A 20,954-nucleotide genomic window follows, 5' to 3' on the forward strand; every position below is an offset into this window, starting at 1 on the left:
CTTTAGCCCTTTCCGGCCTGGCTGTTTTCGCGGTGTGCGGCTGTCAGGGCCCGCGTGTGAGTCAGCAACGACTGGTTTCTCAGCCCAACATGCTCTTTTCAGACTCTTTACCCCTGAACTTCAGCTCGCGACTGATTCCTCAGCTCGAGACCGGTGCTGCAGGGTCGGGTGGAGCGGCCAACAGCGGGTGCACCGCCTGCAGATAGACGCCTCTGAATATGAAATCCTACGTTCAATGGAGGGGTTTCCAGTCCAGGATCTGGGCCTTAGCGGGCATTTTCCTCCTCGAGGTTGGGCTTCGAACCGGTCGTTCGGCGGAGGTTCCCCTCTGGGAGTTGCCGCGCTGGAAATCCGCTGAGATCCTAAGGCTCAGTGATTTCTCCGGAAAGATCGTGGTCCTAGATTTCTTTGCCTACTGGTGTGCTCCTTGCAAACAGGCCTCCCTGGCTTTGGAGGGCGGTGTGCAGAAATACTATTCAACCAAGGGAGGCAATCCCAACGGTATCCCTGTTCAAGTCGTTTCGGTGAACATCGAGACCCAGAATCCGGAACAAACCGACACCTACATTCGTGAGACTGGCGTCGAGTTGGTTGTGAACGACCTGGATGGCGCGCTCCTGGACAAACTCGGCGGAACCGCGACGCCCTTCATCGTGATCATCGATGGGACCCGAGTCGCGGGCGGAGGAACCTTCAACCTGGTCTATCGTGAAGAAGGTTTGGATTCCGTGAAAACTCTGCGTGGTGTGATCGATCGTTTGGGACAGAGTGCCCAAGGCTTGAGAAATGAGGTTCCCGGTCATCCGCCGCTTTCGGACGATCAATCCGGTCCGAACAACGGAATCAAGTCCCAGACCGCCGAGGCTGGAATGGAAGTCTTGTTCGGGGATGACATCGTTCTGACCGACAATCTGGCTCGTTACAAGATTCAGACATCGCGTTTCGAGGTCGATGTAAGCTTGGGCCTGAAGACTTTCTCTCTGGATTATGAGCCCTTCATTGCCTTCGATGCCCTGGGAAGCGCCCAGCATCTGCGGGAGAACCAGTACTCCGGCGGGTTGGCCTTTCGTCACAAATGGAGTGATTCCTTAACCCAGGTGACCAGCTTCGGGGCCTACGATGGATTCACCGATTATCGATCCCTCTGGCTGAGTAGCTATTATCGTCAGCAGTTCAACTCTTTCCCGGAGTACGAGCTTCCGGATCCACGCGGGTTTAATGCGGCGGCGGGATGGCGGTGGGAGTATCGGCCGACGGTTGGCTTTCTCGATGTGAATCTCTTCTACGCCAATGACGCCATCGCCCCGGGGTATGATCTTCCCGACTCCACGCCGCAGAATCCCACTCCAGGACTCGAGAGGGGCAGGGAATTCCTGCATACCTATTCCCCGAGCCTCCGATTCGAGAATGTGCTGACCTCTCGTCTGCGGCTCTTGAACGAGTTTCAGCTCACCGTCACCTCGGGACGCGATGCTCGCTATTCCTATCGCAGTGGCTTGAACGTGGCTTTGGCCGAGAAGTGGGTGCTTCGGCTCAGTGGAGGATATGCGAATGAAGATCCGAGCTTGGTGGCCTGGTATGCCGGATGGACCGTGGAGTATTCTTTCGCGCCTCGCTGGGTGGCTGGTGTCACCGGGCGGTTCTATCGGGACACTGGCGAGATCGAGAACTCGCGCCTTATTTCTACGGCTGCTCCTGCTCTGGATACCTATGAACTCGGTCTCGGAATCCGGTATCAAGGACGCCGATCTACCTTCAAAGTCTATGCCGCCCCCCATCATGCCTATTACGACCGGGTGGACATCGGCACCGCCCCCTTTACCAACCTCTATCGCAGTCGCAAGTTCGGACTGGTCCAGCTGAGCTGGTCCGGCAACTTCTAGCCACCACCAAACAACCCGCTACTCACGTTATGCGCCTCCTCAAATCCATTGTTGCCACTTTGCTCCTGTCCTCATTGTCGTTGGTCGCAGCTGCGACCTACAAGGTCGGTGACCAAGTGAGCGACTTTTCGTTGATCGCACGTCAACCGTTTAGCCGACCGGATGGAACGGTGGTGAACGCGGGAGATCCGGTCCAGTTGAGCGACTTGGCTGGACGGGTCATCTTCCTGGAGTGGTTCGCAGTTTGGTGTCCTTTCTGTGTGGCCGCCGCACCGCAGGTGGACAAAGGAATCGCGGACTACTATGTAGGTCGCGGAGGCAATCCTTACGGGGTGCCGGTCCTTCATATCGCGGTGAACCAGGAGCCCCGCAGTAATTATCGCACGGCCACCGACAACTTTGTCCGCCAGCAGGGGTTCGAGCATGTGGTCAACGACTACAATAGCACGAGCACGAACCGAGTGCGCTTTAATTTTCAAAATGGCGGGCAACCTACGTTCGCAGTCATCAACGGGGTAACGAATTCCCCATCGCATAAGCCGTGGGAATTGCTGGTCAACCATCTGGGTTATGGCCAAACCGATTTCTCCCAACTGATTCTCAGCTGGCGGGCTTTAATCGATCAGGTTCAGCCCGCTCCGGCGCCCTTACTGTTGAGCGTGCCGGCGGTGCAGGGCGATGAGGGCTTCGGCTTCCAGATCAATGTTCCCGTGGGGCAGACCGCGCGGATTGAATCCACCATGGATTTGCGTGCTTGGGAGACGCTGGCAACGATCCCCGGCAGTTCGAATCAGGTGACCTTCCGCGACACCAATGCACCCGCCCTACAACGGTACTATCGCGCAGTGATTCCTTGATCAAAACTCAAGCTTTGCTTCGTTAACGAGTTCCGGGGTCTTGTCCGCCCTTTCATACATCTTGTAAAATTCCTTCGCAGGGGAGCCTCGGCTGTTCTTGAATCGTGCGACGGCTTCCGGAGGCACGGATTGGTAGAGTAGTTGGACCTGCGCTAGAATCCGGCCTTCAGCCGATTCGAGGTCAATGCGGTAAGTCACCTCATCGCGTCCGTTGCCGTTGGTGTTGAAGTTCTCATCTTGGACAGCCTCGCCTCGGACAGCAGTGTGGGCGTTGTTGGGGCCACCCGGTGTGAACCCACGCGGCGGAAGTCGGTTGTCCTTGAGATACTGAGTGGCCCCCAATAGCGACCGAGTGGCATTCCCTGCGGCATCCCCCATCACTGCCTCATAGACCTGAACCTGGTCCGGTTGAGTGATGACGTCCTGGTGTGCCGCGTATCCCGTGGAGAGACTTGCGATGGAACCGTTCTGATCTGCGGCGCCCGATTCGAATACGGCACGCCCCGAGGCTTCAATAACCCGCACATGAAGCCAGGCGCGTCGATAAGGATGACCGGTTGGAAATTTGTGCCCGGATAGGTTTTGGACCGTCACTTTTAAACTGAGCTTATTCCCCTCGCGCTGACCTCGCAGCGTGACCGTAGCTGCCTTGGCCAGTTGACGTCGCGCTTGGGTGATCGTTTGTTCCAGTTGCGCCACGTCGGCGTTGGGTTGCAACGCTTTCGACTGATCTTTGAACAACGCGAGCATGAAGGCGTTGCCCCCGACAAACTGATGACGCCAGAATGGTTCGCGGCCTTCCAGCCAGGGTGGGCGGCTGCTGATCTTAATCGATTCATTCAGACGCTCCATATGACAATCCTGGCAATGCTTGCCGCTTTTGGCGTAGTCGCTGTTCCGCCATTCCAGGTAAGGGACTTGTTCGGGAAACTCCCCCGTGATGTTCCCTTTGGCATCCACGATCGGAGTGAACAAGGTGTGGCACGTGGCGCAGAGCTTGGAGTCTTGAACGTGCTGACCCAACTGTGGGGTGTAGTTGACGTGACGCAGCATCGGTCCCGCAAACACGTCGTCGTAGGGACCAAAGATCTCCCGGTTATTGTGAATCTCGTAGTGGCCACTGAAACTGGCTGCCGTTCCTAGATTCCCTGGCTGGATCTGGTGACACAGGGTGCAGCTCACCCCATCCGCCGCCAGAGGCATCTGCTTCGCCTTCGCGAACGACAGTTCTCCCAGGCCATCCTGGGTCGCTTGCGTTTTCGCCATGGGCGCATGACAGGTTTGACACTTGTTCTCGATGAACTTACGCAGCTTGGGGTGAGCCTCGACCTCCGCTTCCATGACAGCGCGCCAGAGAGGATCTTTGAAGGAATGCGCCATCATGGTTCCCCGCCAGTCACCGGCGATCGACACGTCATTACCAAGTTTGTCGGTAAGACCCCGCCCCCACTGGTCATGGCAGAAGGCACAGTTCGCTGACCCGCTAAAGTGAGAGGACGTGACATCGGTTAACTCTGCGGAGTACGCCGGGATGAGTAAGCCCAAACCCAAAAACAGAGTTCTAAGAGCTAGGCCGAACTTTGTGCCGCCTTCCAGGATGATATGAAGTCTGCGACCCCAATCGGCTTCGAAAGGCATAGTCGGGGACTTCTGGCTGCTGTTGGTGGGTCTGGAATGATGACGTGTCTTCATCTTCTGCCATCAACCTCCGCCCCGATGGCGATCGACACTCTCCTCGCTTTGCTTTGTTTTGACCGCCGATTGCAGGATTCGGAGTGGTCAGCGTTCTAACAGCGGGAACGATCTCGGTAGTTGTAACCTTTTCCTATGGCTCGGCTCAGAGAAGGGAAGAACGGAACGACTATGATTGTGAAACTTGCCAATTCAATCACGAATCAGTTCCAGGACTTTCACGTTCAGAACCTGTGCCAACTGGTTCATCATGTGGAAGGTCGAGGGCCGTTTATCGTCACTCAGGATGGGGCAGCTCCTGACGATCCGAGAATGCGCCAGTGCTCCTTTGTGCTGACGAAGCGGGGAACCTGGCTTCACTTTTATCTCTATCTGGCGTTGCCCGAAGTGGTCCGGGACCAACTTACCTACTTCGACGCCATCGCTGCGATCATACAACGTGCCGAAACCCTGTCCGCGAAAGTCGTGGTGGAGGATGCCTCGTCATTGCAGGATTTACTCCATGAGACCGGGTTTAAGCCCGAGGCTTCCGATCTCATCGGGCAAGCATTACTTCGTGAGGTGAGCCTTCGCCACTCCCAAAAGGCCGCCGCAGAGAGCTAGGCCTAGAGCGAGCTGTTGCGGCTTGGTTCCCACACTCGAGATTTTTGGGCCTCTCGGAGACCTTGATTCGTGGGTTTGAGGTTCCAAACTTCCACTCGATCGAGTTGAGTGGCAGCTCCCACCGTGAATCCCTCGAGCACGGACTTCGCGGGACGATCCAGGTGGGCTGCTAGGAGCGCCTGTCGATCGTTGACAAAAACCTCGACGAGGTATTTGTCGATAAAGATCCGCAGATCGACGTTCTCCCCGGGCTCCAGGCTGGCAACGGAAAAGGGAGCTTCGACGCTTCCCAACCGGACCGTGGACGTCTCCGGTCGGAGGAGGATTGGGAGTCCTCCGCCCTTGCCGTCGGCAAAAAGCATGAAGCCAAAGAGCTTTCGCGCGGCCTCAGCCCGGTTTACGGTGATGCGAATCTCCAGGGAGTCGCTTTCCAGCTCAGCGATGGTTTGCAGCGCGGGTCCATTTCGAGGCGGCACCCGATCTCCATGCCCGGTGATGGGGTGCTGCAGCTTGACCTGGGTCAGCACTTTGGACTGGGAGCGCTGCCCTTCCAGCTCGCGGAGGGGCCTGATTCGGAGCGTTCCATCGCGAGCGAGGCTGAGTTCGCGAGGAAGGGACTGAATGGTTTTGTTGAGCAGTTTGTTGTCCGGTCCGGCCGAGGTGACCCACGCCCACATGACCCGACGGCCGTCGGGCGTAACCAGGCTTTCGGGCGCAAAGAAATCGGTACGCTGGAAAAGCCCCCAGACCGGCTGATCCGTCCGTGCCCAGTTCATCCGTCCGTGGGACTCCGGGACGAATTGCTCCGCCTGGGAATCCCAGTCCCCGAGATAGTAGCGACAGCCCAGCGGATGGCTGATGCATAAGAGCATCCACTTGTTGCCCAGACGGAAAAAGTTCGGGCAGGAGATGTCCTCTCCGATGGTGACATCCGAGGGATGCTGGCGGACAAAGTCGCCAATCAGTGTCCAGGTCTTGAGATCCTTCGATTTGAACACGGGCGGGTTGGCTCCTCCGGAGATGGCGTAATAGGTATCGCCGATCAAGAAGCAGTCCGGATCCCAATGGCTGATCTTGGCTTCGCTGCCATCGGGATTTCTAACATCGATAGGAAATGGCTTTTCCCATCCCGACAGGGAGCGGTCCTTAGCGATGGCGATTTGATTTCTGCCCGAAGCCTGTCCGTGATAGATCGCCGCAGGACGTCCATCCTTGGTTTCAAAACCGGTTCCGCTGAACATTCCGTGCTCGGTGAACGCGGGCTGAAGTTGGGTTCGCTGCCAGGTCCAGTGAAGCATGTCCGGACTGGTGACGTGCACAAAGCTGAACGACCCTTTGCCGCGCCAAGTGTGGCCGAGGATGTAGTGAAGATGGTAGGTGCCGTCGAGGTAAAAGGCTGGATTCGGATCGCCGGGCAGGCTCGCCTCGCCAGGGTGCATCAAGTGATAATTCAGGATGAACTCCTCCGTAACATCCGGCCCTGGTGTCCCGATCGGCCTCGGCGCTGCCGAAGGCGGCGAGACGAAATAGCTCTGATTGCCGTCCAAGACCAGGCGGCCGGACTCAATTCGCGCATTGCCCGCCAGCTTGCCTGCGGGGAAATTGGCCATGGCATCCTCCGGCCTTCCATCTTCGAAATGCCACCACGCAAAAGGTTTGGGGTCGGAGGGCTCATTCGGCTTTAGTGCCTGGATCTGGGCCGACGAGAGGGCGAGATCGTAGAGGCGAGCATCGTCGATGGTTCCGGCGAAGCAGGCACCATCCTGAGCGTCGAGATGGCGCAAGCCCATGATCACGGCGCTTCCCTTGCCGAACGTGGCCAACTCGGTAACGGGGTGGTGCGAATAGAGCGACCCATTGCGATACACGGAGACTCCGTCCTTTCGATACACGATGGCGATCTGTACCAGCGTTGTAGGGCCGGCGGTTTCCTGCGCCAGTTCCTCCTGCGCGCGTAACGTTCGGCGATAGAAATCGCTGCCTGCCATCCAGCGTCGCGGCGACACCTCCCCGAAGACAATGCCATCAAAGTGGGATTCGCGGTCATCCCACGTCAGAACGCTGCCCCCGCGTTGGCTGAGGTTGGCTGGGGAGGCCCAGGCCACCAGGGTCTTTTCAGCCGTTGTCGCGGCGGCGGCGGAATGGGCAACGACTGAGGTCAACAGAAGCATCACGAGGCGGAATGTCGTTGGTTTCATGTGAGTGAGCGTGTAGGACATTGATGAACGAGTTGAGATTCAAAGCATAGTCTAAAAACGGTTTTGGCTTGTTCAGGCTCTGGTGCCTCGGCAAGGTGATCCCGATGTTTAAGATGACATTTCATCTTGTCACCGGGCCGTCTGGCTCGGCGATGACCCATTGGACATTCCTGTCATGAATCCAGCCTCGCAAGATCCCCATTCCAAGCCATTGTCTTCCGGTGACCGGCGTGTCACGACCAGCCCACCGGAGTCCGCCGAGACTCGCTCGGCTTACTCCTTGGCTGATTACCACTTGCTTGAGGGGCCGCATTCCCGCACCAATGAGTTTCTTACCCTGCTCCGGGTGTTCGCCGATTATCTGAGGGGATTTCGCGCGCTGCACTTCGTTGGACCGTGTGTGACCGTGTTTGGATCCGCGCGCATTCCGGCGGGAGACCCCTACTACGAAGCAGCCAGGCAAATGGGCGCCGCCATTGCGCGCCTTGGATTTACGGTCATGACCGGGGGAGGGCCGGGCATCATGGAGGCGGCCAATCGCGGCGCTCGGGAGGCGGGCGGCCGGTCGGTGGGGTGCAATATCCAGCTCCCCACCGAGCAAGATCCGAATCCCTATCTGGATCGATGGGTCAACATGAGATTCTTCTCGGTGCGCAAGACCATCCTGATGAAGTATTCCTACGCCTTCGTCGTCTGTCCCGGAGGCCTGGGCACCCTCGATGAGCTGTTTGAAGCGCTGACGTTGATCCAGACGGGGAAGGTGAAAAGCTTTCCGGTGATTTTGCTGGGGAAGGATTATTGGAAGGAGCTACGTCTTTTGCTCGAGAAGCTGGCCATGACCGGAACCATTAGTCGCAGCGATCTGGATTTGGTTTATTGCACGGATTCCGTGGAGGAAGCGGCCGCCTATATTGAGGAAAAAGTCATCAAGCCTTTTGGTTTAACCCCGGTGGTACGCACCACGTTTCCTTGGTTGCTGGAAAGGAGCATTTTGAAGGCGAAGCGATTTGCCAATTCGCGCAACTCCGTCTGACTGCTCAGAATCGGTTTGTTTTACCTCAATTGATCCCTGACCTCGAGGCGAGAGTTACATTTTTCGATCGTCAAAACCGGCTTATTGCACATTTAGGTGATGGAGGGCACTATCAGGGCGTCCGCGAAAAAACGCGCGATCGCTTCGCGCCGGGCAAATTTGTGGCGCCGCATGGGGCTTGCTTTGATCGTGAAGGAAATATCTTCGTGGTGGAGTGGGTCGAGGTTGGTCGCATCACGAAGCTTCGGAAACTTGCTTAAGCTTCGCGGTCTGGTCGGAAGCGGTTGCAAGCCCTCCCGATCGCCACGCGAAGACGGTGTGAAGCCATGATTCGAACCAAGCTCGTTGACCAGGAATGTGAGCTAAAGAGCATTTTGGCGCTCCAGGCTGCCAATCTGCGCAGAAATCTAGCGGAGGAAGAAGCGGCTCGGGAAGGTTTCCTGACCGCCGAGTATGAACTGGATTACCTCCGTCGAATGAACCAAAGCGAGCCCTCCGTCGTGGCCGTGGATGGAGATCGCATCGTGGGCTACGCCTTGGCTGCCACGCAGGCGATTCGGCATGGAAACCCTCTGCTAGCCGACCTGTTTCGTCAAATCGATCCGCTGGACTTCCGAGGGAAATTGTTGCGAGAAGTCCCTTATGTGGTAGTGGGGCAACTTTGCATCGCCAAGGGCTACCGCGGCATCGGATTGGTGGGCCAGATCTATGGGCACTTTCGGCGATCCATGCAGGGACGTTATCAATGTGCCGTCACCGACGTCGCTCGATCGAACGTCCGTTCGCTGAAGGCCCACTGGAAGATGGGATTTCGCACGATCCATTCCATCTCGTTCGATGGCTTGGAGTGGGAGGTGGTGCTTTGGAATTGGAATGATTCCGAGCTGTCCGACTCCGTCGGATCCTGAAACGCAGTAGAGGGCTGTATACAACTTTGTTCCTTTCCGAGGGGGGTCCGCTTTTCGTTCAAACTTTTGGTCCTGCTCTTTTTAGGCGTTTCGGTTGGACGAGCAGAATTTTTCGATCATGGGCACGTTCGTTCGCCCGATGTGAGTCTCGAAGGTGAACTCTTTCCTCTCCGCGCACTCCGCGCCTCCGCGAGAAAAGATCCCTCCCCTGACTCCGAATGACTGCCGGAATCTCTCGCGGAGGCGCGGAGAACGCGGAGGAGCACTCAATCAGTGGGAACCGACGGATCGTGCAGATCAGGCTGATCAAAGCCAGTTCCCCTCCATGAACCAAGCCTCGTCACCTCGGCTCCTACCAGGCTCGAATGGAAGGCCGAGACAACCTCCAAGGAAAAGTTTTGCCCACGGAACACACGGAGTCGGAGGGAATTCAGCAGAGCGGTAGCTTCAGTCGGCTCGGCTACTCGCCCCGGCCCCGCGGTCGGGGTTGCGGCCTCTCCTCACATCCGTGTGGTCCGCGTGGTTCGTGGGCAAAATGTTCCTGCTCCGAGGGCTTCCTAGCCTCACAACAGCCCTGCCTTCGCGACGGAGGTGTTTGCTGCTAGAGCGAGACAATACTTTCGAAGCCACCGTAGGCCATGCGTTTGCAGTCCACGATGCCATTGGCGGCTTCGCACATGCCTTGCAGTTCGGGGTCGGCGAAGATCTTCTTGTTTACCGCGTCCCGATGTTTCCGCGATTTGAAGACCACGTAGGAGAAGATCACGATCTCAGTAGGCTTTGCCTTGGTAACCTTGGGAAAGGGTATCATCGAAGGCGCTGTCATATCCTCCGCTGCGCATTCCCGGTACTCGAGGGCGCCATGTTTGCGCCAGATTTTCCCCGCCTTGGTGGCAATCTTCTTGTACGCCGCCAGCTTGGATTTCGGAATCGTGAGAAGGAACCCGTCGATATATTGGCTCATAACTTAATGGTAGATGATGTCCGTTAATTCTAGAACGATCCGTGATGCTTGGGAAGGACAGTTCCCAGACGATTTTGAGCAGCCTTCTTCGAATGGGGGCTTTTTAGGGGGGGACCCTGGGAGTCTGAGCCGGTTTAAACGGCCGCCATCCACTCTCTGAAGCGCGGAGCCGCGGCGGTCCTCAGCCCGCGGGTCGCGTGACGGTCCGCATATGAACGATAATCGCAATCCAGGGAGGATATGGCCTGCTGTATCGTGCCCCACGCCGCTTCTCGGAGGTCTGAAACGATTTTCATCAGCTGGAGCCGAGCCCGATGCGCGTTCGTCACTGCACTGAAATAGCACCGGAGCAGCGTTTCATCCGTCTCGGGTCCGAAGCCATTGTTGATCGACAGGTTTCCTAGATCAAAGAAGGGATCTCCCATGCCGGCATACTCATAGTCGACCACCCAAATGTGATCCCCCTCGCGTAGCAGGTTGGCATTCAGGAGATCGTTGTGGCAGGGGCACTTGGTAACGGCATTCCGATTGAGCGCTTCCTCGATGCGTACGCCTAGTTTGGCAAGCTTGATCATCTCCGGGGAGGGATCGGCTCCTCGACGCATCGCCACTTTTAGATAGTCCTGCACCACTCGAAAAACTGGAAACCCGGCAGCGAGAGCAGGGCAACTGTGAATCCTCTTCAGAGAGCGAACCACGGCCGTGAGGCGCGGTTCGTTCTGGAGTTCTTCCTCGGTGATTCCCACCCCCGCAACGAAGCGGGTGATCAGTATCTGCGAGTCGGGCAGGTAGGCGAAGACCTCGGGGCCTGCGCCAGCTGCGGCAGCCGCGCAGGCCATGGCATGCTCGACGGCCCGATCGATACCAAGCAGATGGGTGTCAACTCCCGGAATTCGGACCACAAAAGCCTCGCCATCGATTTCGACCTTGAAGTTTCGATTCGTGATGCCCGCTTGGATTGGCGCCACGGCGGCGTTTCGTCCGTTCCATTGGGGAATGGACTCGATCACTGCACGTAAAGCTGGGTCAGCACCGGGCTGCATATGCGGGAACCGGCGGCCCAAGACTGGTCCGCCCTGAGGTTCATCATAACCATCCTCAAAGTCCCCGCCAGGGCTAATATGCGGCTCGTCCAGGCCGCCCGGTTGGCGGCGTGGCTGATCGATGAGGACCACCTTCGAACCAAGCTTGCATTTACGGCCTTCGTCGAGGTTCACTTTACCCGTTAATGCGATGAAGCACATGCTCTTCATGCTGGTGACGTTGGGGCTCTGGACGTCTGCGAGCCGTGCTGCGGAGCAGCCCGTCGAATCCCACTTGCCGCGCGTTCTCCTCAGGTCGGAGGAGCCCGTCGCATCCGACCGACGAGTGCCATGCCGAGTGCAGTGGGTCTTTCCGCCCGGACTTGGTTCAGGACGCACTGGCGAACTTGCCGGGACGATCAAGTTCCATGGAGCCAGCTCCCAGGCCTATCCCAAGAAGTCCTTCGCGCTGACGCTGGATCAGCCTGTCTCATGGCTGGGGATGCGCACCCATGCTCATTGGGTTTTAAATGCGGCGTTTGTCGATCGTTCTCTGATGCGGCACAAGCTGTCCTACGACTTGTTCCGTTCCCTTTCCACGTCCAACGCGCCTCGCTTCGCGGCGGCAAGTCGGTTCCTCGAGGTTAATTACAACGGCAACTATCGCGGTGTCTATCTACTCATGGAACGTGTGGATCGGGCGCTGTTGGGGCTGCAGCGCTTTGACAGCAATAACCTGCATCATGCCTGTCTCTACAAGGCGGTGGATCATTCTGCTACCTTCGATCACCTGGGTCATGGAGGATTCGAGCAGCGGGAGCCGGATCCACTGATCAAGGAATACTGGGGGCCGCTGGACCGGTTCAACCGGTTTGTCAGCACTACGAAAGACGCCGAATTTTTTGATCCAGCGAAGGGCATTGCCACTCGCCTGGACCTGGATAACACGATCGACTTTCACCTGCTCGTGTTGTTGACCAGCAACATGGACGGGTTTGACAAGAACCTGCTCCTCGGGCGTGACGCACCGGGGACTAATGGTCCTTTGCCGAAGTTCTTTTTCGTGCCCTGGGACTACGATGCCACGTTTGGGCGCAATTGGGAAGCGAGCCGAGTTGGGACCGACGCGTGGCTTTCGAATCATCTCTTCGAGCGCCTGCTGACGCAGGCGGAGTATCGAGTGAGATTCTCGAGTCGATGGCGGCAACTGCGGAGCCGGTCTTTTTCCCTATCAACCATTCAGAACCTGATCGACGAGAACGCGCGAATCGTCGGCGATGCAGCTCGCCGTAATTCGGCTCGCTGGCGGACGGCCGAGGGGAGCTATCCTGACCTGCTCACTTTCGAGGAGGACGTGGCTCAAATGAAGCAATGGGTCGTTGAACGATTGGAGTGGCTGGATCGAGAAATCGGACAGCGCACCGAGGTGACGCCGGAGGAAACCCGATGAATACGCCTCCGACATCGGGTCTCCCGGTTTGACAAGTCCACCTCTGTAGCAAAAACTAAGCCCATTCTGAGTGCCAACGCCTCAATCCGCATTCTCGCCCTCGGCAACCTTATCGTTTCGGCTCTGCTCTTGCCTTGTCTTGGTGTGGAACCGCCATCCACTGCCGCTGGTCCGGAACTGGCGTTGATCAAACCGGCTGTTTCCACCAGCACCGGGCTGCTCCTCGAGCCGCCGCTGGATCTGTCGCACTACTCCACTGAGGATTTTATGGCGATGAGTTCGACGGTGGGGGTAGACAAAATCCATAAGAAGTGGACCACTGCAGTAGTCGCCCTTCCGCCTCATGGGCGCGCGGATGTGCACGGCCTGACCAAGCAGGAGGTGAAGGAATACATGGTTCAGGCTCGTCGACTCTTTGATCAGGGAAAGGCTGTCCCTATCTCCGACGTTGGATTGATCAGCACCCAGGAGGATGTGATCCGCAAACCCATGTTGAATCACATCTCCGCATTCTCCAACGCGGTGGCGCGCGTTTATCTGTTGGTTCAGAGGACATCGACCGACAAAGGGTGGGGATACTATTCCATTGTTCAGGATCTCACGACTCAGCCGCCTTGGGATTATTTCGCGGAGCTGAAAGGTGAAAGCGTCAAGTTTGAGGGGGCCACCTGTTACAAATGTCATTCTTCCGGCCCGCTCGCCATTCACCCAGCGCGGGCCGATCTCGTGAACGATCCTAAGCTCGCTGCGGCCATCAGCAAACACATCGCCGATCAACCCCTCTCGCGTTTCCACTTTCCTGAGGGGGAGACTCCGGCTGACTATGGTAAGCCCCTGGCCTTAAAGTTTTGTAGCAAGTGTCATGACGCTGATGGTGATCGCATGCCGCTGTTCAAGGTGCACGCGCATCCCATTCGGATCCTGGTTGACTTCGGATACATGCCGCCTCGGCGCAGTCTTAACCCCGCTGAGATAGCTGAATTGAAAGCCTGGCTTGATCAGAAGGGGCAATGAGGCCCTTCGTTAATTGGCACGATTCGGAGGGAAGTATTTCTCGAGAATCTTTCGGCTTGGGGGACGAGTCAGCAGTGACCCAATCACCATGAAAAATGCCGATCCTAGGACCATGGGGAGCACGGGGAGATAGCCATAAACCAGGACGTTGCTAGGACTGCGCAGGAACATCCGGCCTAACATGGGAAAGATCTCGTGCATCGGTTGGCCCGGTTTAGGAGCGAGGGCAGCGGTGTTATCGTAGAGCCACCAGGTTCCTGACATGGCGAAGATCACCCAGATGGCTGCTGCGAGAGCCCCCCACTTGGTGCTCCGCTTCCAGAACAGGGCCGCGAGCATGATCGGGGCAAGCGCCGCGAACCCGGAGAAGGCGAAGCGGATCGCCAGCTCGAAGATGCCGGCCTTGTCCTCTAAGCGCAACCCGACCAAATAGGCTAGGGCAGTGACTAAGATCACAAAGATTCGACCAGTCCACACTTGCGCTTTGTCGCCGAAACGTTCCTTTCCCCCATAGTGCGCGAAGATGTCCTGGGAGAACATGGTGCAGAGCGCAAGAATCTGGGAGTCGGACGCCATCACACACGCCATAATGGCGGCCCCCAGTACGCCAGCCAGCACGGCGTCGGTATTCAGTGTAAGCAGTCGTAAAATAACATCATCGGATTCGCCCGCCTTGAGGCCCGGAAATTGGTGAGCTGCGACGACGCCAAGCACGACACAGGGTAGCCAGATGAGCGCGATACAGATGGGATAGAACACGACGGTCTTCTTGAAGGACGTAACCTTCTCGGCGGTCATGCACATGATGGCAATGTGCGGAAACATGATCGCGGACAGCGGGATCAAGGTGTAACTGAAGAACTCCTCCATGGGGATTCTTTCGCGGGTGAGCAGCGGAGCGGTCTTGGGGTTTGATGCTAGTTCACCCATGATCCGATCGAATCCTCCGAGGTTCTTGGAGATCAAAACGAACGCGATTGCCCCAAATCCCAGAAAGAGCAGTGTCTGGAACATGTTCACCCAAGCCGTGCCGCGCATTCCGCCAAAGAACACATAGCTCATCACGACGATCGCGACGATGGCGCCACCGAACTCATAGCTGATCCAGTGCTTGGTCTCCATCAGCGTTTTGCCATCACGTGTTACCTCGTGAAGTATCGGTTTCCCATCTGGTCCCATCACTGTGGTGAGCGCCTCCAGGGTGTGGCCGCCACCCATCACCCCGATGATGATGTAAGGCACCAGCATCCCCGCCGTGAGAGCGAAGATCACGGTTCCGATATGAGAGCACTCCCAGCGATCTCGAAAATACTGCACTTGAGTGACATGTCCGAACTGCTTCCCAAGCGCCCAGAGCCTTGTCCCGATAAAGAACAGGCATAGAGGAATGACCAGCCCTGAGGCTGAGGCCATCAAGCCGTAGACTCCGATCCCCCGTTGGTAGGCCAGTCCTGAACTGCCCAGGATGGCGAAGGCGGTCATATTGGTGCCAAAGATCGCGAGAAGGAACACGTAAGGCCCGAGGGACCGATTCGCGACGAAGAAGTCATCGCGAGATCCTGTGCCTTTGCGGAATGCGAAGATGCCTATATAGAGGACGATGCAAAGGTAGACGGCGACGATGACAGCAGGAATCACTTGGGCTCCTTTGGCTTAGTGCTAGCGGGCTGTTCGTCTGGAGACAGTTCTTTGGGCCAAGCAAACCTCACCAGGACTACCATGGTGAGAGAGGCTGCGATCGAATAGATGACATGGTAAGCAAGGCCTACGGGAAGGAAGCCGAAAACCAGGGGTTCGATGCGCTTCCAGTTCCAGAAATCTTGGTGTAACACATACAGCCCCGCCACCAATAGCGTGAGAAGAATGGATTTGGCCATAAGCAACGAGTTAGCTGAACAAGTGGAACCACGCTTCGGATCCGCCCCAGCAAAGGGCTGCGAAGAACCCCAGGCAGAATGCGAATTGGACGCATCCTGCTAGAAACACCAACCCGTCGTGCTCGAGTCCGGCGGCAGCTATCAGAATGATGGTGAGTGCTGGAAACGCGTTGCTAAAGGGCACGGGGAGGGGGAGGAGGAGGAGGAGGCCGCAGGCCAGCACGATCGCTCCGCTAGCGCTCTTGAAGGCAACCGGATAGTCGGGATACAGCAGCCTGGGTCTCAAGAGTTTTTCCAACCGGCCGAACCCACGGCTGGCCGCCAACAAGAGCTTAGGGAGTATCTTTGAGGGCAGTTCCCTCGTCATGAGCCTTCTAGGAATCCAGGGGCGTTGAGCTAGAAGCATCCGGAGTCCAAGCGACGCGATGATCAAGCCGAAGACCGTCGAGAAGCCCGGCAGCGGAATGGGGGTGATGAATGGGAATGCCAGCAGGATCAGCATGGCATTGTAACCGCGCAGCTGGAGGACGTCGATGACCTCCCCTAGCTGCACCTGCCTACCCGAGAACTGAGCAGCCAATCTTCCGAGTTGGCTGGACAGAGTACGTTTAATCACCCGCGCTGGCGCCGGGGGGGGGTCCCCCGGCTGACTGGAGGGGTTAGATGTCATGCTCCCTTAGATTCGGCGACACCGGGCGGGATGATGATCTTCTTCGGACGGAGAAGTGACATTACGACGGAAGTGCCCAGGATGAGCACGATCACACCGAGCGATACCAGTGTGTCCAGTTTGTAGGGCGAGTGCGCCAGGAGCATCTTCACTCCGACAAAGGTCAGGACGACTCCGAGCCCAATCTTCAAGTAGTGGAACTTGTCCATGACGCCCGCCAGCGCGAAGTAGAGCGAGCGCAGGCCCAGGATGGCGAACACGTTCGAAGTATAAACGATAAACGGGTCGGTGGTGACCGCGAAAATCGCCGGAATGGAGTCGACCGCGAAGATGAGATCGGAGATCTCGACCAACAATAGGACAACAAAGAGCGGGGTGGCCATGCGGACGCCATTTTCCTTCACGAAAAACTTGTCGCCCCGGTAATCGGAAGTCACAGGCATGAGCTTCTTGAACCAGCGCACCACTGGATTCCGTTCCGGATGGATCTCCTCCTCCCGTTTAAAAATCATCTTGAGGCCCGTCAAGATCAGGAAGGCGCCGAAGATATAAATAATCCAGGCGAACTTGGTGATGAGGGCAGCACCGATGACGATCATGGCCGCCCTCATGCACAGCGCTCCCAAGATGCCCCAGAAGAGAACTTTGTGTTGGTACAGCTGGGGGACAGCGAAGTAGGAGAAAAGCAGTGCGAAGACGAACACGTTGTCGACACTGAGGGATTTTTCAATCACGTATCCGGTAAAGAACTCGAGCGCCTTTTGGGGGCCGGAGAAATACCACAGGCCGAGGTTAAAAAGGAGCGCGAGCCCGATCCACGTCACGGTCCAGGCCATGGATTCCTTGAACGTCACAACATGGGCATTGCGGTGGAAGACACCAAGATCCAACGCGAGCATGGCGAGCACGAAGACGTTAAAGCCGACCCAAAGCCATAAGGTTTCAGTCATGCGGTGCGAGTGTTAAGGCGGCTTCGACCGATTCGAGTGGCGGGACTCTGGTGGACGGTAGTCTGTTCTGCTGGCTTGGCCGCCCGGCTAGCGATCGCCTTCCGCAGTTGGGCCCAAGCTTTCTCACAAGCCGCCCGGATGGTGTGGTCGCGCGCCTGGGCAAAGATGTCGGGGCCCGGGGTTACCAAATGAACGCGGGCTTCGTAGGCGGGACTGCCCTGGACATGGCGAATGAGCTCGATGTTTGCCTCGTCGATTTGTCGCGCCTGCCCCAAGGGTAACACTTGCTCCTCCACCCAGGAGTCCAGTTTGTTCGTTGATGGAATGTTGGTATGCTTCAAGGTCATTTTCATATGCTGGATTCTCGTTCATTTCGTCGGCGTTCATGCACGGGCTGAACCTAGGTCTGTTTCGCGTGAGGATCTAATACGCGTTTCCGAATGGACGCTTAGGTTTAACCGAAGTAATGTCCGGGGCATGGACTGGCTCAATTACCATCACTTGCGATACTTTTGGACCGTGGCCAAAGAGGGCAGTCTGGCCCGAGCTGCGGAGAAGCTGCATGTCTCCCAGCCGTCCATCTCTGAGCAGATTCGAGAATTGGAGGGGGCGCTGGGTGAGAAGCTCTTCAAGCGAGAAGGCCGCTCCAATAAGCTTACCGAGGCCGGTCAGGTGGTGTTGGGCTACGCGGACGAGATTTTCGCCTTGGGCCGCGAGCTGACGAATGCGGTGCATCGGAAGCCGGGCGCGAAGGCCATGCGCCTGTACGTGGGAGTCGCGGATTCGTTTCCCAAGCTGGTGACGAATGAGATCCTGAAACCAGTGTTCTCCCTGCCGCAGACCGTTCACGTGATATGCCGGGAAGGAAAAATGACCGATTTGTTGGCTCAATTGGCCGCCCATCGGTTGGATATCGTGCTGGCCGATGAGGTGGCGCCGAGCAGCACGAACTTCAAGGTTTTTAACCACTCTTTGGGTGAGACCAGCACCACTTTTTGCGCCGAGAGGCGGCTAGCCAAGAAGCTGAGGACCGGGTTTCCTCAGTCCCTGCATGACTCTCCGGCACTGTTGCCTTCGGAGAACACTCCATTTCGGCGGACGTTGGAGACCTGGTTTCATGCGCTGGGGATCGAACCTCGCATCGTGGCGGAGTTTGAAGACTTGGCCTTGATGAAGGTGATGGCGGCCGAAGGCCGGGGGTTTATCGCGGTTCCAACCCTGGCGGTGCGCGATGCGGTGGATCACTACCAGTTCGAGGCAATCGGCGAGGCTGCGGGCTGCCGGCTGCATTTCCAGGCTGTGACGGCGGAGCGCCGTATCGAGCACGCCGCGGTCGCTCTGATCACGGAGACAGCCAGGCGGAACTTGGGCTGAGGCGGTTTCCACTTGTTGGATCAGAATTTTTGCGCTCGCAGCACTCGTATCTCCGTCTCGTAAGCGACCATGGCGAATTTTGGAAAGAACTCGTTTTCTAATCGAGCGAGGAGGCGTTGTGAAACCGCATCTGTTAGAATCACCTCGACCTGAATATTGGCGAATTCCTGGATTTCGGCGGTACGCCGGCCTTTACTGCCTTCTCCTTCAACCGTGAAGAGGGTGTAACCATGAGCGCCTACCTCAGTTAGCAACTTCTTCAGAGGCTCGCGCGCCAGGGCTTCGCAGATGATGGTCACCAGTTTGGCGGGGTGGGTAGTCATTTCAGTTAAGGTGGTTGCGGGCCATTGCGTAGAAAAGAGGAATGCCAATCGTTACATTGAACGGAAAAGTTATGACCAGCGAGGAGGTGAGGTACAGAGCCGGGTTTGCTTCGGGAAGCGACAGCCGTATCGCCGCAGGTGCCGCGATGTAGGATGCGCTGGCGGCCAGGGTGCCCAAGAGAGTGGCCCCTCCGATACTGAGTCCCACGGAACTCCCAAGAACGACTCCAAGGTAGCCATTGAGGATGGGCATCACGAGTCCGAACGCGACCAAAAACGGCCCCACTTTCTTGAGATCGCCGAGCCTTTGACCAGTGACCATCCCCATCTCTAGCAGAAACAGTGCTAAGACCCCTTGAAAAGGAGTCACAAAGAAGGCTTCAACTTTGTCCATGCCTGACTTTCCACACAGTGCGCCGATGATCAATGCTCCCACCAACAAGAATACGCTGCGGCCGAACACCGCCTCGTGGAGAACGTCCCTCAGGGAGGTCGTAAACAGGGAGCTCTGCCGATCCAGTGTCCATTTGCCCAAAACCACGCCGACGATGATCGCCGGTGATTCCATGACGGCTAGAAAGGCAGTCGCATAGCTCTCATAGGGCTCGTTGACGCCCTTAAGGTAATTGGTGGCCGTGATGAAGGTGACAGCGCTTACCGAGCCATAGTGTGCGGCCAGGGCGGCGGCATCCACCGGACGCAGTTTGCCGCCGAACCTCAGGATCGGATACGTCCACAGCGGTATCAGGCAGCCCAGCAGCATGGCAGCCAGGGCGGGGAGCAGCACCGTGCCAATGCCGGCTTTGTGGATGGCGACTCCGCCTTTGAACCCAAGGGCGGTGAGTAAGTAAATGGTGAGGGTGACATACAGGGCCTCGGGAAATTTGAGATCTGTTCTTAACAGGGCCGCTACAATGCCCAAGGCAAAGAAAAGAACCGCCGGAGAGAGAAGGTTAGCTGAGAGCGCTCGCAGCAGATCCAATTCCATTGTCCGATCATACGGAGTCATGGGCAGGGGGCCTATTCGATTGTTCCTATGCTGATCATAGGAAAAACCTATGGGAGCCCGGGCTACGCTATGGAGTGCGGACGGAGCGGGTGGTGGTGAATGGTTCAATTGCGGACGAGCCCGGTTGTCTTGTCTACAGGCTCGGTCCGACCAATGCTCCGACTCCGGCGGTCAGAGCCATCGCCAGCGCCCCCCAGAAAGTCACCCGTGCGACCGATGTCCAGATCGGTGAACCTCCGGCGCGGGCCGCCAATGAACCGAGTAGAGCCAAAAAAAGTAGCGAACTGGCAGAGACCGCCCACACCAGCGCCGAGCTAGGCACAAGCACCACGAGCGCGAGTGGCATCGCAGCACCGACGGCGAACGAGCCGGCCGACGCGAACGCGGCTTGGACGGGACGGGCGCTCAACGTTTCCGAGATCCCCAGTTCATCGCGTGCGTGTGCGCCCAAGGCGTCCTTAGCCATCAGCTGGGTCGCGACTTCCTCGGCCAGCTTGGCTTCGATCCCACGAGCGACGTAGATCGCTGCCAACTCAGCGTGTTCGCGCTCCCCATCGGTCGCCAGTTCGAGCCGCTCTCGGTCGATATCGGCATTCTCGGTATCCGATTGGGAACTGACACTGACGTATTCGCCCGCCGCCATAGACATGGCGCCAGCCACCAGTCCAGCCACGCCCGCGACCAAGACGTTACTTCGAGTGGATTCGGCTGCCGCGACCCCCACGATCAGACTAGCTGTGGAAACGATGCCGTCGTTGGCTCCGAGCACGGCCGCGCGAAGCCAGCCTACGCGGTGGGTTCGATGTTGTTCTGCATGTGGCATAGGAAGCCATCTTGCTCCTTGTCGTTGAGCAATGCCAGGTCTTGTAGTGGACGCCGTGGAGATTTGGGGATCCCCCCTCCGTCGTGAGTGCAAAAGCGGCAGAGGGCTGCACGCACTCCCTATTCGTCTAGCGCGTTGCGGAACGCCTTGGAGTGCTGTAGCCCTCGACATCTTTTCAGGGCCCGACGAAGCGGGGATTTTCCATTGGCGCGGAAACGCCCTCTCTCGTCTTGAATCACACGCGGGTGAATCCCGCAAGGGTGTCACGCTCAGAACCTCGCTCAACAAAAATCCCCCTGGACGA

General features: G+C 57.5%; 20 protein-coding genes. 8 read left to right on the forward strand and 12 right to left on the reverse strand.

Going from position 1 to position 20,954, the window contains the following annotated elements; all coding sequences use genetic code 11:
• Nucleotides 1-218 precede the first annotated feature (218 nt).
• Nucleotides 219-1,883: a TlpA family protein disulfide reductase gene (locus JNN07_15765; GenBank protein ID MBL9169197.1), complete on the forward strand. Its 1,665-nt coding sequence runs from the start codon at nt 219-221 to the stop codon at nt 1,881-1,883.
• A 29-nt stretch (nt 1,884-1,912) separates the two neighbouring features.
• On the forward strand, nt 1,913-2,740 hold the full coding sequence (locus tag JNN07_15770; protein MBL9169198.1) for a TlpA family protein disulfide reductase: 828 nt from the start codon (nt 1,913-1,915) through the stop codon (nt 2,738-2,740).
• Here the strand turns inward: JNN07_15770 and JNN07_15775 are convergent, their stop codons facing one another.
• A complete protein-coding gene (locus JNN07_15775; protein ID MBL9169199.1) occupies nt 2,741-4,378 on the reverse strand; it encodes a hypothetical protein in 1,638 nt (545 codons plus the stop codon). It lies immediately after the preceding gene.
• Nucleotides 4,379-4,603: 225 nt separating this feature from the next.
• Here JNN07_15775 and JNN07_15780 point away from each other — a divergent pair, with 225 nt between their 5' ends.
• Nucleotides 4,604-5,035, forward strand: coding sequence for a hypothetical protein (locus JNN07_15780; protein MBL9169200.1), 432 nt, complete (start codon nt 4,604-4,606; stop codon nt 5,033-5,035).
• A 2-nt stretch (nt 5,036-5,037) separates the two neighbouring features.
• On the opposite strand, the gene JNN07_15785 is transcribed toward JNN07_15780, so the two are convergent.
• Entirely contained in the window at nt 5,038-7,233 is a 2,196-nt protein-coding gene (locus tag JNN07_15785) for a GH32 C-terminal domain-containing protein (GenBank protein ID MBL9169201.1), read from the reverse strand.
• Nucleotides 7,234-7,408: 175 nt separating this feature from the next.
• Here JNN07_15785 and JNN07_15790 point away from each other — a divergent pair, with 175 nt between their 5' ends.
• Both JNN07_15790 and JNN07_15795 read left to right on the forward strand, forming a co-directional pair.
• The gene (locus tag JNN07_15790) at nt 7,409-8,266 is read left to right on the forward strand and encodes a TIGR00730 family Rossman fold protein (GenBank protein MBL9169202.1); all 858 of its coding nucleotides are present in this window, start codon (nt 7,409-7,411) and stop codon (nt 8,264-8,266) included.
• Between the two features lie 326 nt (nt 8,267-8,592).
• Nucleotides 8,593-9,174, forward strand: coding sequence for a GNAT family N-acetyltransferase (locus tag JNN07_15795; GenBank protein ID MBL9169203.1), 582 nt, complete (start codon nt 8,593-8,595; stop codon nt 9,172-9,174).
• 601 nt (nt 9,175-9,775) lie between these two features.
• Here JNN07_15795 and JNN07_15800 read toward each other — a convergent pair.
• Nucleotides 9,776-10,138, reverse strand: coding sequence for a DUF1428 domain-containing protein (locus JNN07_15800; GenBank protein ID MBL9169204.1), 363 nt, complete (start codon nt 10,136-10,138; stop codon nt 9,776-9,778).
• A 134-nt stretch (nt 10,139-10,272) separates the two neighbouring features.
• Nucleotides 10,273-11,391, reverse strand: coding sequence for a phosphotransferase (locus JNN07_15805; protein MBL9169205.1), 1,119 nt, complete (start codon nt 11,389-11,391; stop codon nt 10,273-10,275).
• Between JNN07_15805 and JNN07_15810 the strand changes: the two genes are divergently transcribed.
• Nucleotides 11,372-12,610 (forward strand): CotH kinase family protein, encoded by a 1,239-nt coding sequence (locus tag JNN07_15810; protein ID MBL9169206.1) that lies wholly within the window; start codon nt 11,372-11,374, stop codon nt 12,608-12,610. The genes JNN07_15805 and JNN07_15810 overlap by 20 nt on opposite strands.
• A gap of 144 nt (nt 12,611-12,754) precedes the next feature.
• The gene (locus JNN07_15815; protein ID MBL9169207.1) at nt 12,755-13,624 is read left to right on the forward strand and encodes a cytochrome c; all 870 of its coding nucleotides are present in this window, start codon (nt 12,755-12,757) and stop codon (nt 13,622-13,624) included.
• A gap of 9 nt (nt 13,625-13,633) precedes the next feature.
• On the opposite strand, the gene JNN07_15820 is transcribed toward JNN07_15815, so the two are convergent.
• Genes JNN07_15820 through JNN07_15840 form a run of 5 tightly spaced genes read right to left on the reverse strand, consistent with a single transcriptional unit; the run spans nt 13,634 to nt 17,474 of the window.
• On the reverse strand, nt 13,634-15,262 hold the full coding sequence (locus JNN07_15820) for a sodium:solute symporter family protein (protein MBL9169208.1): 1,629 nt from the start codon (nt 15,260-15,262) through the stop codon (nt 13,634-13,636).
• Nucleotides 15,259-15,501: a DUF3311 domain-containing protein gene (locus tag JNN07_15825; GenBank protein MBL9169209.1), complete on the reverse strand. Its 243-nt coding sequence runs from the start codon at nt 15,499-15,501 to the stop codon at nt 15,259-15,261. The genes JNN07_15820 and JNN07_15825 overlap by 4 nt, the downstream gene beginning before the upstream one ends.
• Before the next feature lie 10 nt (nt 15,502-15,511).
• Nucleotides 15,512-16,171: an exopolysaccharide biosynthesis protein gene (locus tag JNN07_15830; GenBank protein MBL9169210.1), complete on the reverse strand. Its 660-nt coding sequence runs from the start codon at nt 16,169-16,171 to the stop codon at nt 15,512-15,514.
• Complete coding sequence (locus JNN07_15835) at nt 16,168-17,121, reverse strand: TerC family protein (protein MBL9169211.1); 954 nt, start codon at nt 17,119-17,121, stop codon at nt 16,168-16,170. Before JNN07_15835 ends, JNN07_15830 begins: the two co-directional genes overlap by 4 nt.
• Nucleotides 17,118-17,474 carry a hypothetical protein gene (locus JNN07_15840; protein MBL9169212.1) on the reverse strand — a complete coding sequence of 119 codons (357 nt, stop codon included), beginning with the start codon at nt 17,472-17,474 and terminating at the stop codon, nt 17,118-17,120. The genes JNN07_15835 and JNN07_15840 overlap by 4 nt, the downstream gene beginning before the upstream one ends.
• 124 nt (nt 17,475-17,598) lie before the next feature.
• Between JNN07_15840 and JNN07_15845 the strand changes: the two genes are divergently transcribed.
• On the forward strand, nt 17,599-18,495 hold the full coding sequence (locus JNN07_15845; GenBank protein MBL9169213.1) for a LysR family transcriptional regulator: 897 nt from the start codon (nt 17,599-17,601) through the stop codon (nt 18,493-18,495).
• A 20-nt stretch (nt 18,496-18,515) separates the two neighbouring features.
• Here the strand turns inward: JNN07_15845 and JNN07_15850 are convergent, their stop codons facing one another.
• The 3 genes from JNN07_15850 to JNN07_15860 form a co-directional block, all read right to left on the reverse strand.
• Nucleotides 18,516-18,818: a hypothetical protein gene (locus JNN07_15850; protein MBL9169214.1), complete on the reverse strand. Its 303-nt coding sequence runs from the start codon at nt 18,816-18,818 to the stop codon at nt 18,516-18,518.
• A 1-nt stretch (nt 18,819) separates the two neighbouring features.
• Complete coding sequence (locus tag JNN07_15855) at nt 18,820-19,827, reverse strand: sodium-dependent bicarbonate transport family permease (protein ID MBL9169215.1); 1,008 nt, start codon at nt 19,825-19,827, stop codon at nt 18,820-18,822.
• Between the two features lie 133 nt (nt 19,828-19,960).
• Nucleotides 19,961-20,650, reverse strand: a complete 690-nt coding sequence (locus tag JNN07_15860; GenBank protein MBL9169216.1) for a VIT family protein — start codon at nt 20,648-20,650, stop codon at nt 19,961-19,963.
• Between the last annotated feature and the right edge of the window lie 304 nt (nt 20,651-20,954).

The organism is Verrucomicrobiales bacterium (assembly GCA_016793885.1).
GTDB lineage: Bacteria > Verrucomicrobiota > Verrucomicrobiia > Limisphaerales > UBA11320 > UBA11320.

Bases quoted from the DNA above. Each gene is read 5' to 3' on its own strand.
- JNN07_15775 (MBL9169199.1), bottom strand. From the start codon at position 4,378: ATGCCTTTCGAAGCCGATTGGGGTCGCAGACTTCATATCATCCTGGAA.
- JNN07_15845 (MBL9169213.1), top strand. From the start codon at position 17,599: ATGGACTGGCTCAATTACCATCACTTGCGATACTTTTGGACCGTGGCC.
- JNN07_15790 (MBL9169202.1), top strand. From the start codon at position 7,409: ATGAATCCAGCCTCGCAAGATCCCCATTCCAAGCCATTGTCTTCCGGT.
- JNN07_15850 (MBL9169214.1), bottom strand. From the start codon at position 18,818: ATGACTACCCACCCCGCCAAACTGGTGACCATCATCTGCGAAGCCCTG.
- JNN07_15785 (MBL9169201.1), bottom strand. From the start codon at position 7,233: ATGAAACCAACGACATTCCGCCTCGTGATGCTTCTGTTGACCTCAGTC.
- JNN07_15795 (MBL9169203.1), top strand. From the start codon at position 8,593: ATGATTCGAACCAAGCTCGTTGACCAGGAATGTGAGCTAAAGAGCATT.
- JNN07_15830 (MBL9169210.1), bottom strand. From the start codon at position 16,171: ATGACATCTAACCCCTCCAGTCAGCCGGGGGACCCCCCCCCGGCGCCA.
- JNN07_15835 (MBL9169211.1), bottom strand. From the start codon at position 17,121: ATGACTGAAACCTTATGGCTTTGGGTCGGCTTTAACGTCTTCGTGCTC.
- JNN07_15800 (MBL9169204.1), bottom strand. From the start codon at position 10,138: ATGAGCCAATATATCGACGGGTTCCTTCTCACGATTCCGAAATCCAAG.
- JNN07_15860 (MBL9169216.1), bottom strand. From the start codon at position 20,650: ATGCCACATGCAGAACAACATCGAACCCACCGCGTAGGCTGGCTTCGC.
- JNN07_15780 (MBL9169200.1), top strand. From the start codon at position 4,604: ATGATTGTGAAACTTGCCAATTCAATCACGAATCAGTTCCAGGACTTT.
- JNN07_15810 (MBL9169206.1), top strand. From the start codon at position 11,372: ATGAAGCACATGCTCTTCATGCTGGTGACGTTGGGGCTCTGGACGTCT.
- JNN07_15825 (MBL9169209.1), bottom strand. From the start codon at position 15,501: ATGGCCAAATCCATTCTTCTCACGCTATTGGTGGCGGGGCTGTATGTG.
- JNN07_15770 (MBL9169198.1), top strand. From the start codon at position 1,913: ATGCGCCTCCTCAAATCCATTGTTGCCACTTTGCTCCTGTCCTCATTG.
- JNN07_15840 (MBL9169212.1), bottom strand. From the start codon at position 17,474: ATGAAAATGACCTTGAAGCATACCAACATTCCATCAACGAACAAACTG.
- JNN07_15855 (MBL9169215.1), bottom strand. From the start codon at position 19,827: ATGACTCCGTATGATCGGACAATGGAATTGGATCTGCTGCGAGCGCTC.
- JNN07_15805 (MBL9169205.1), bottom strand. From the start codon at position 11,391: ATGAAGAGCATGTGCTTCATCGCATTAACGGGTAAAGTGAACCTCGAC.
- JNN07_15765 (MBL9169197.1), top strand. From the start codon at position 219: ATGAAATCCTACGTTCAATGGAGGGGTTTCCAGTCCAGGATCTGGGCC.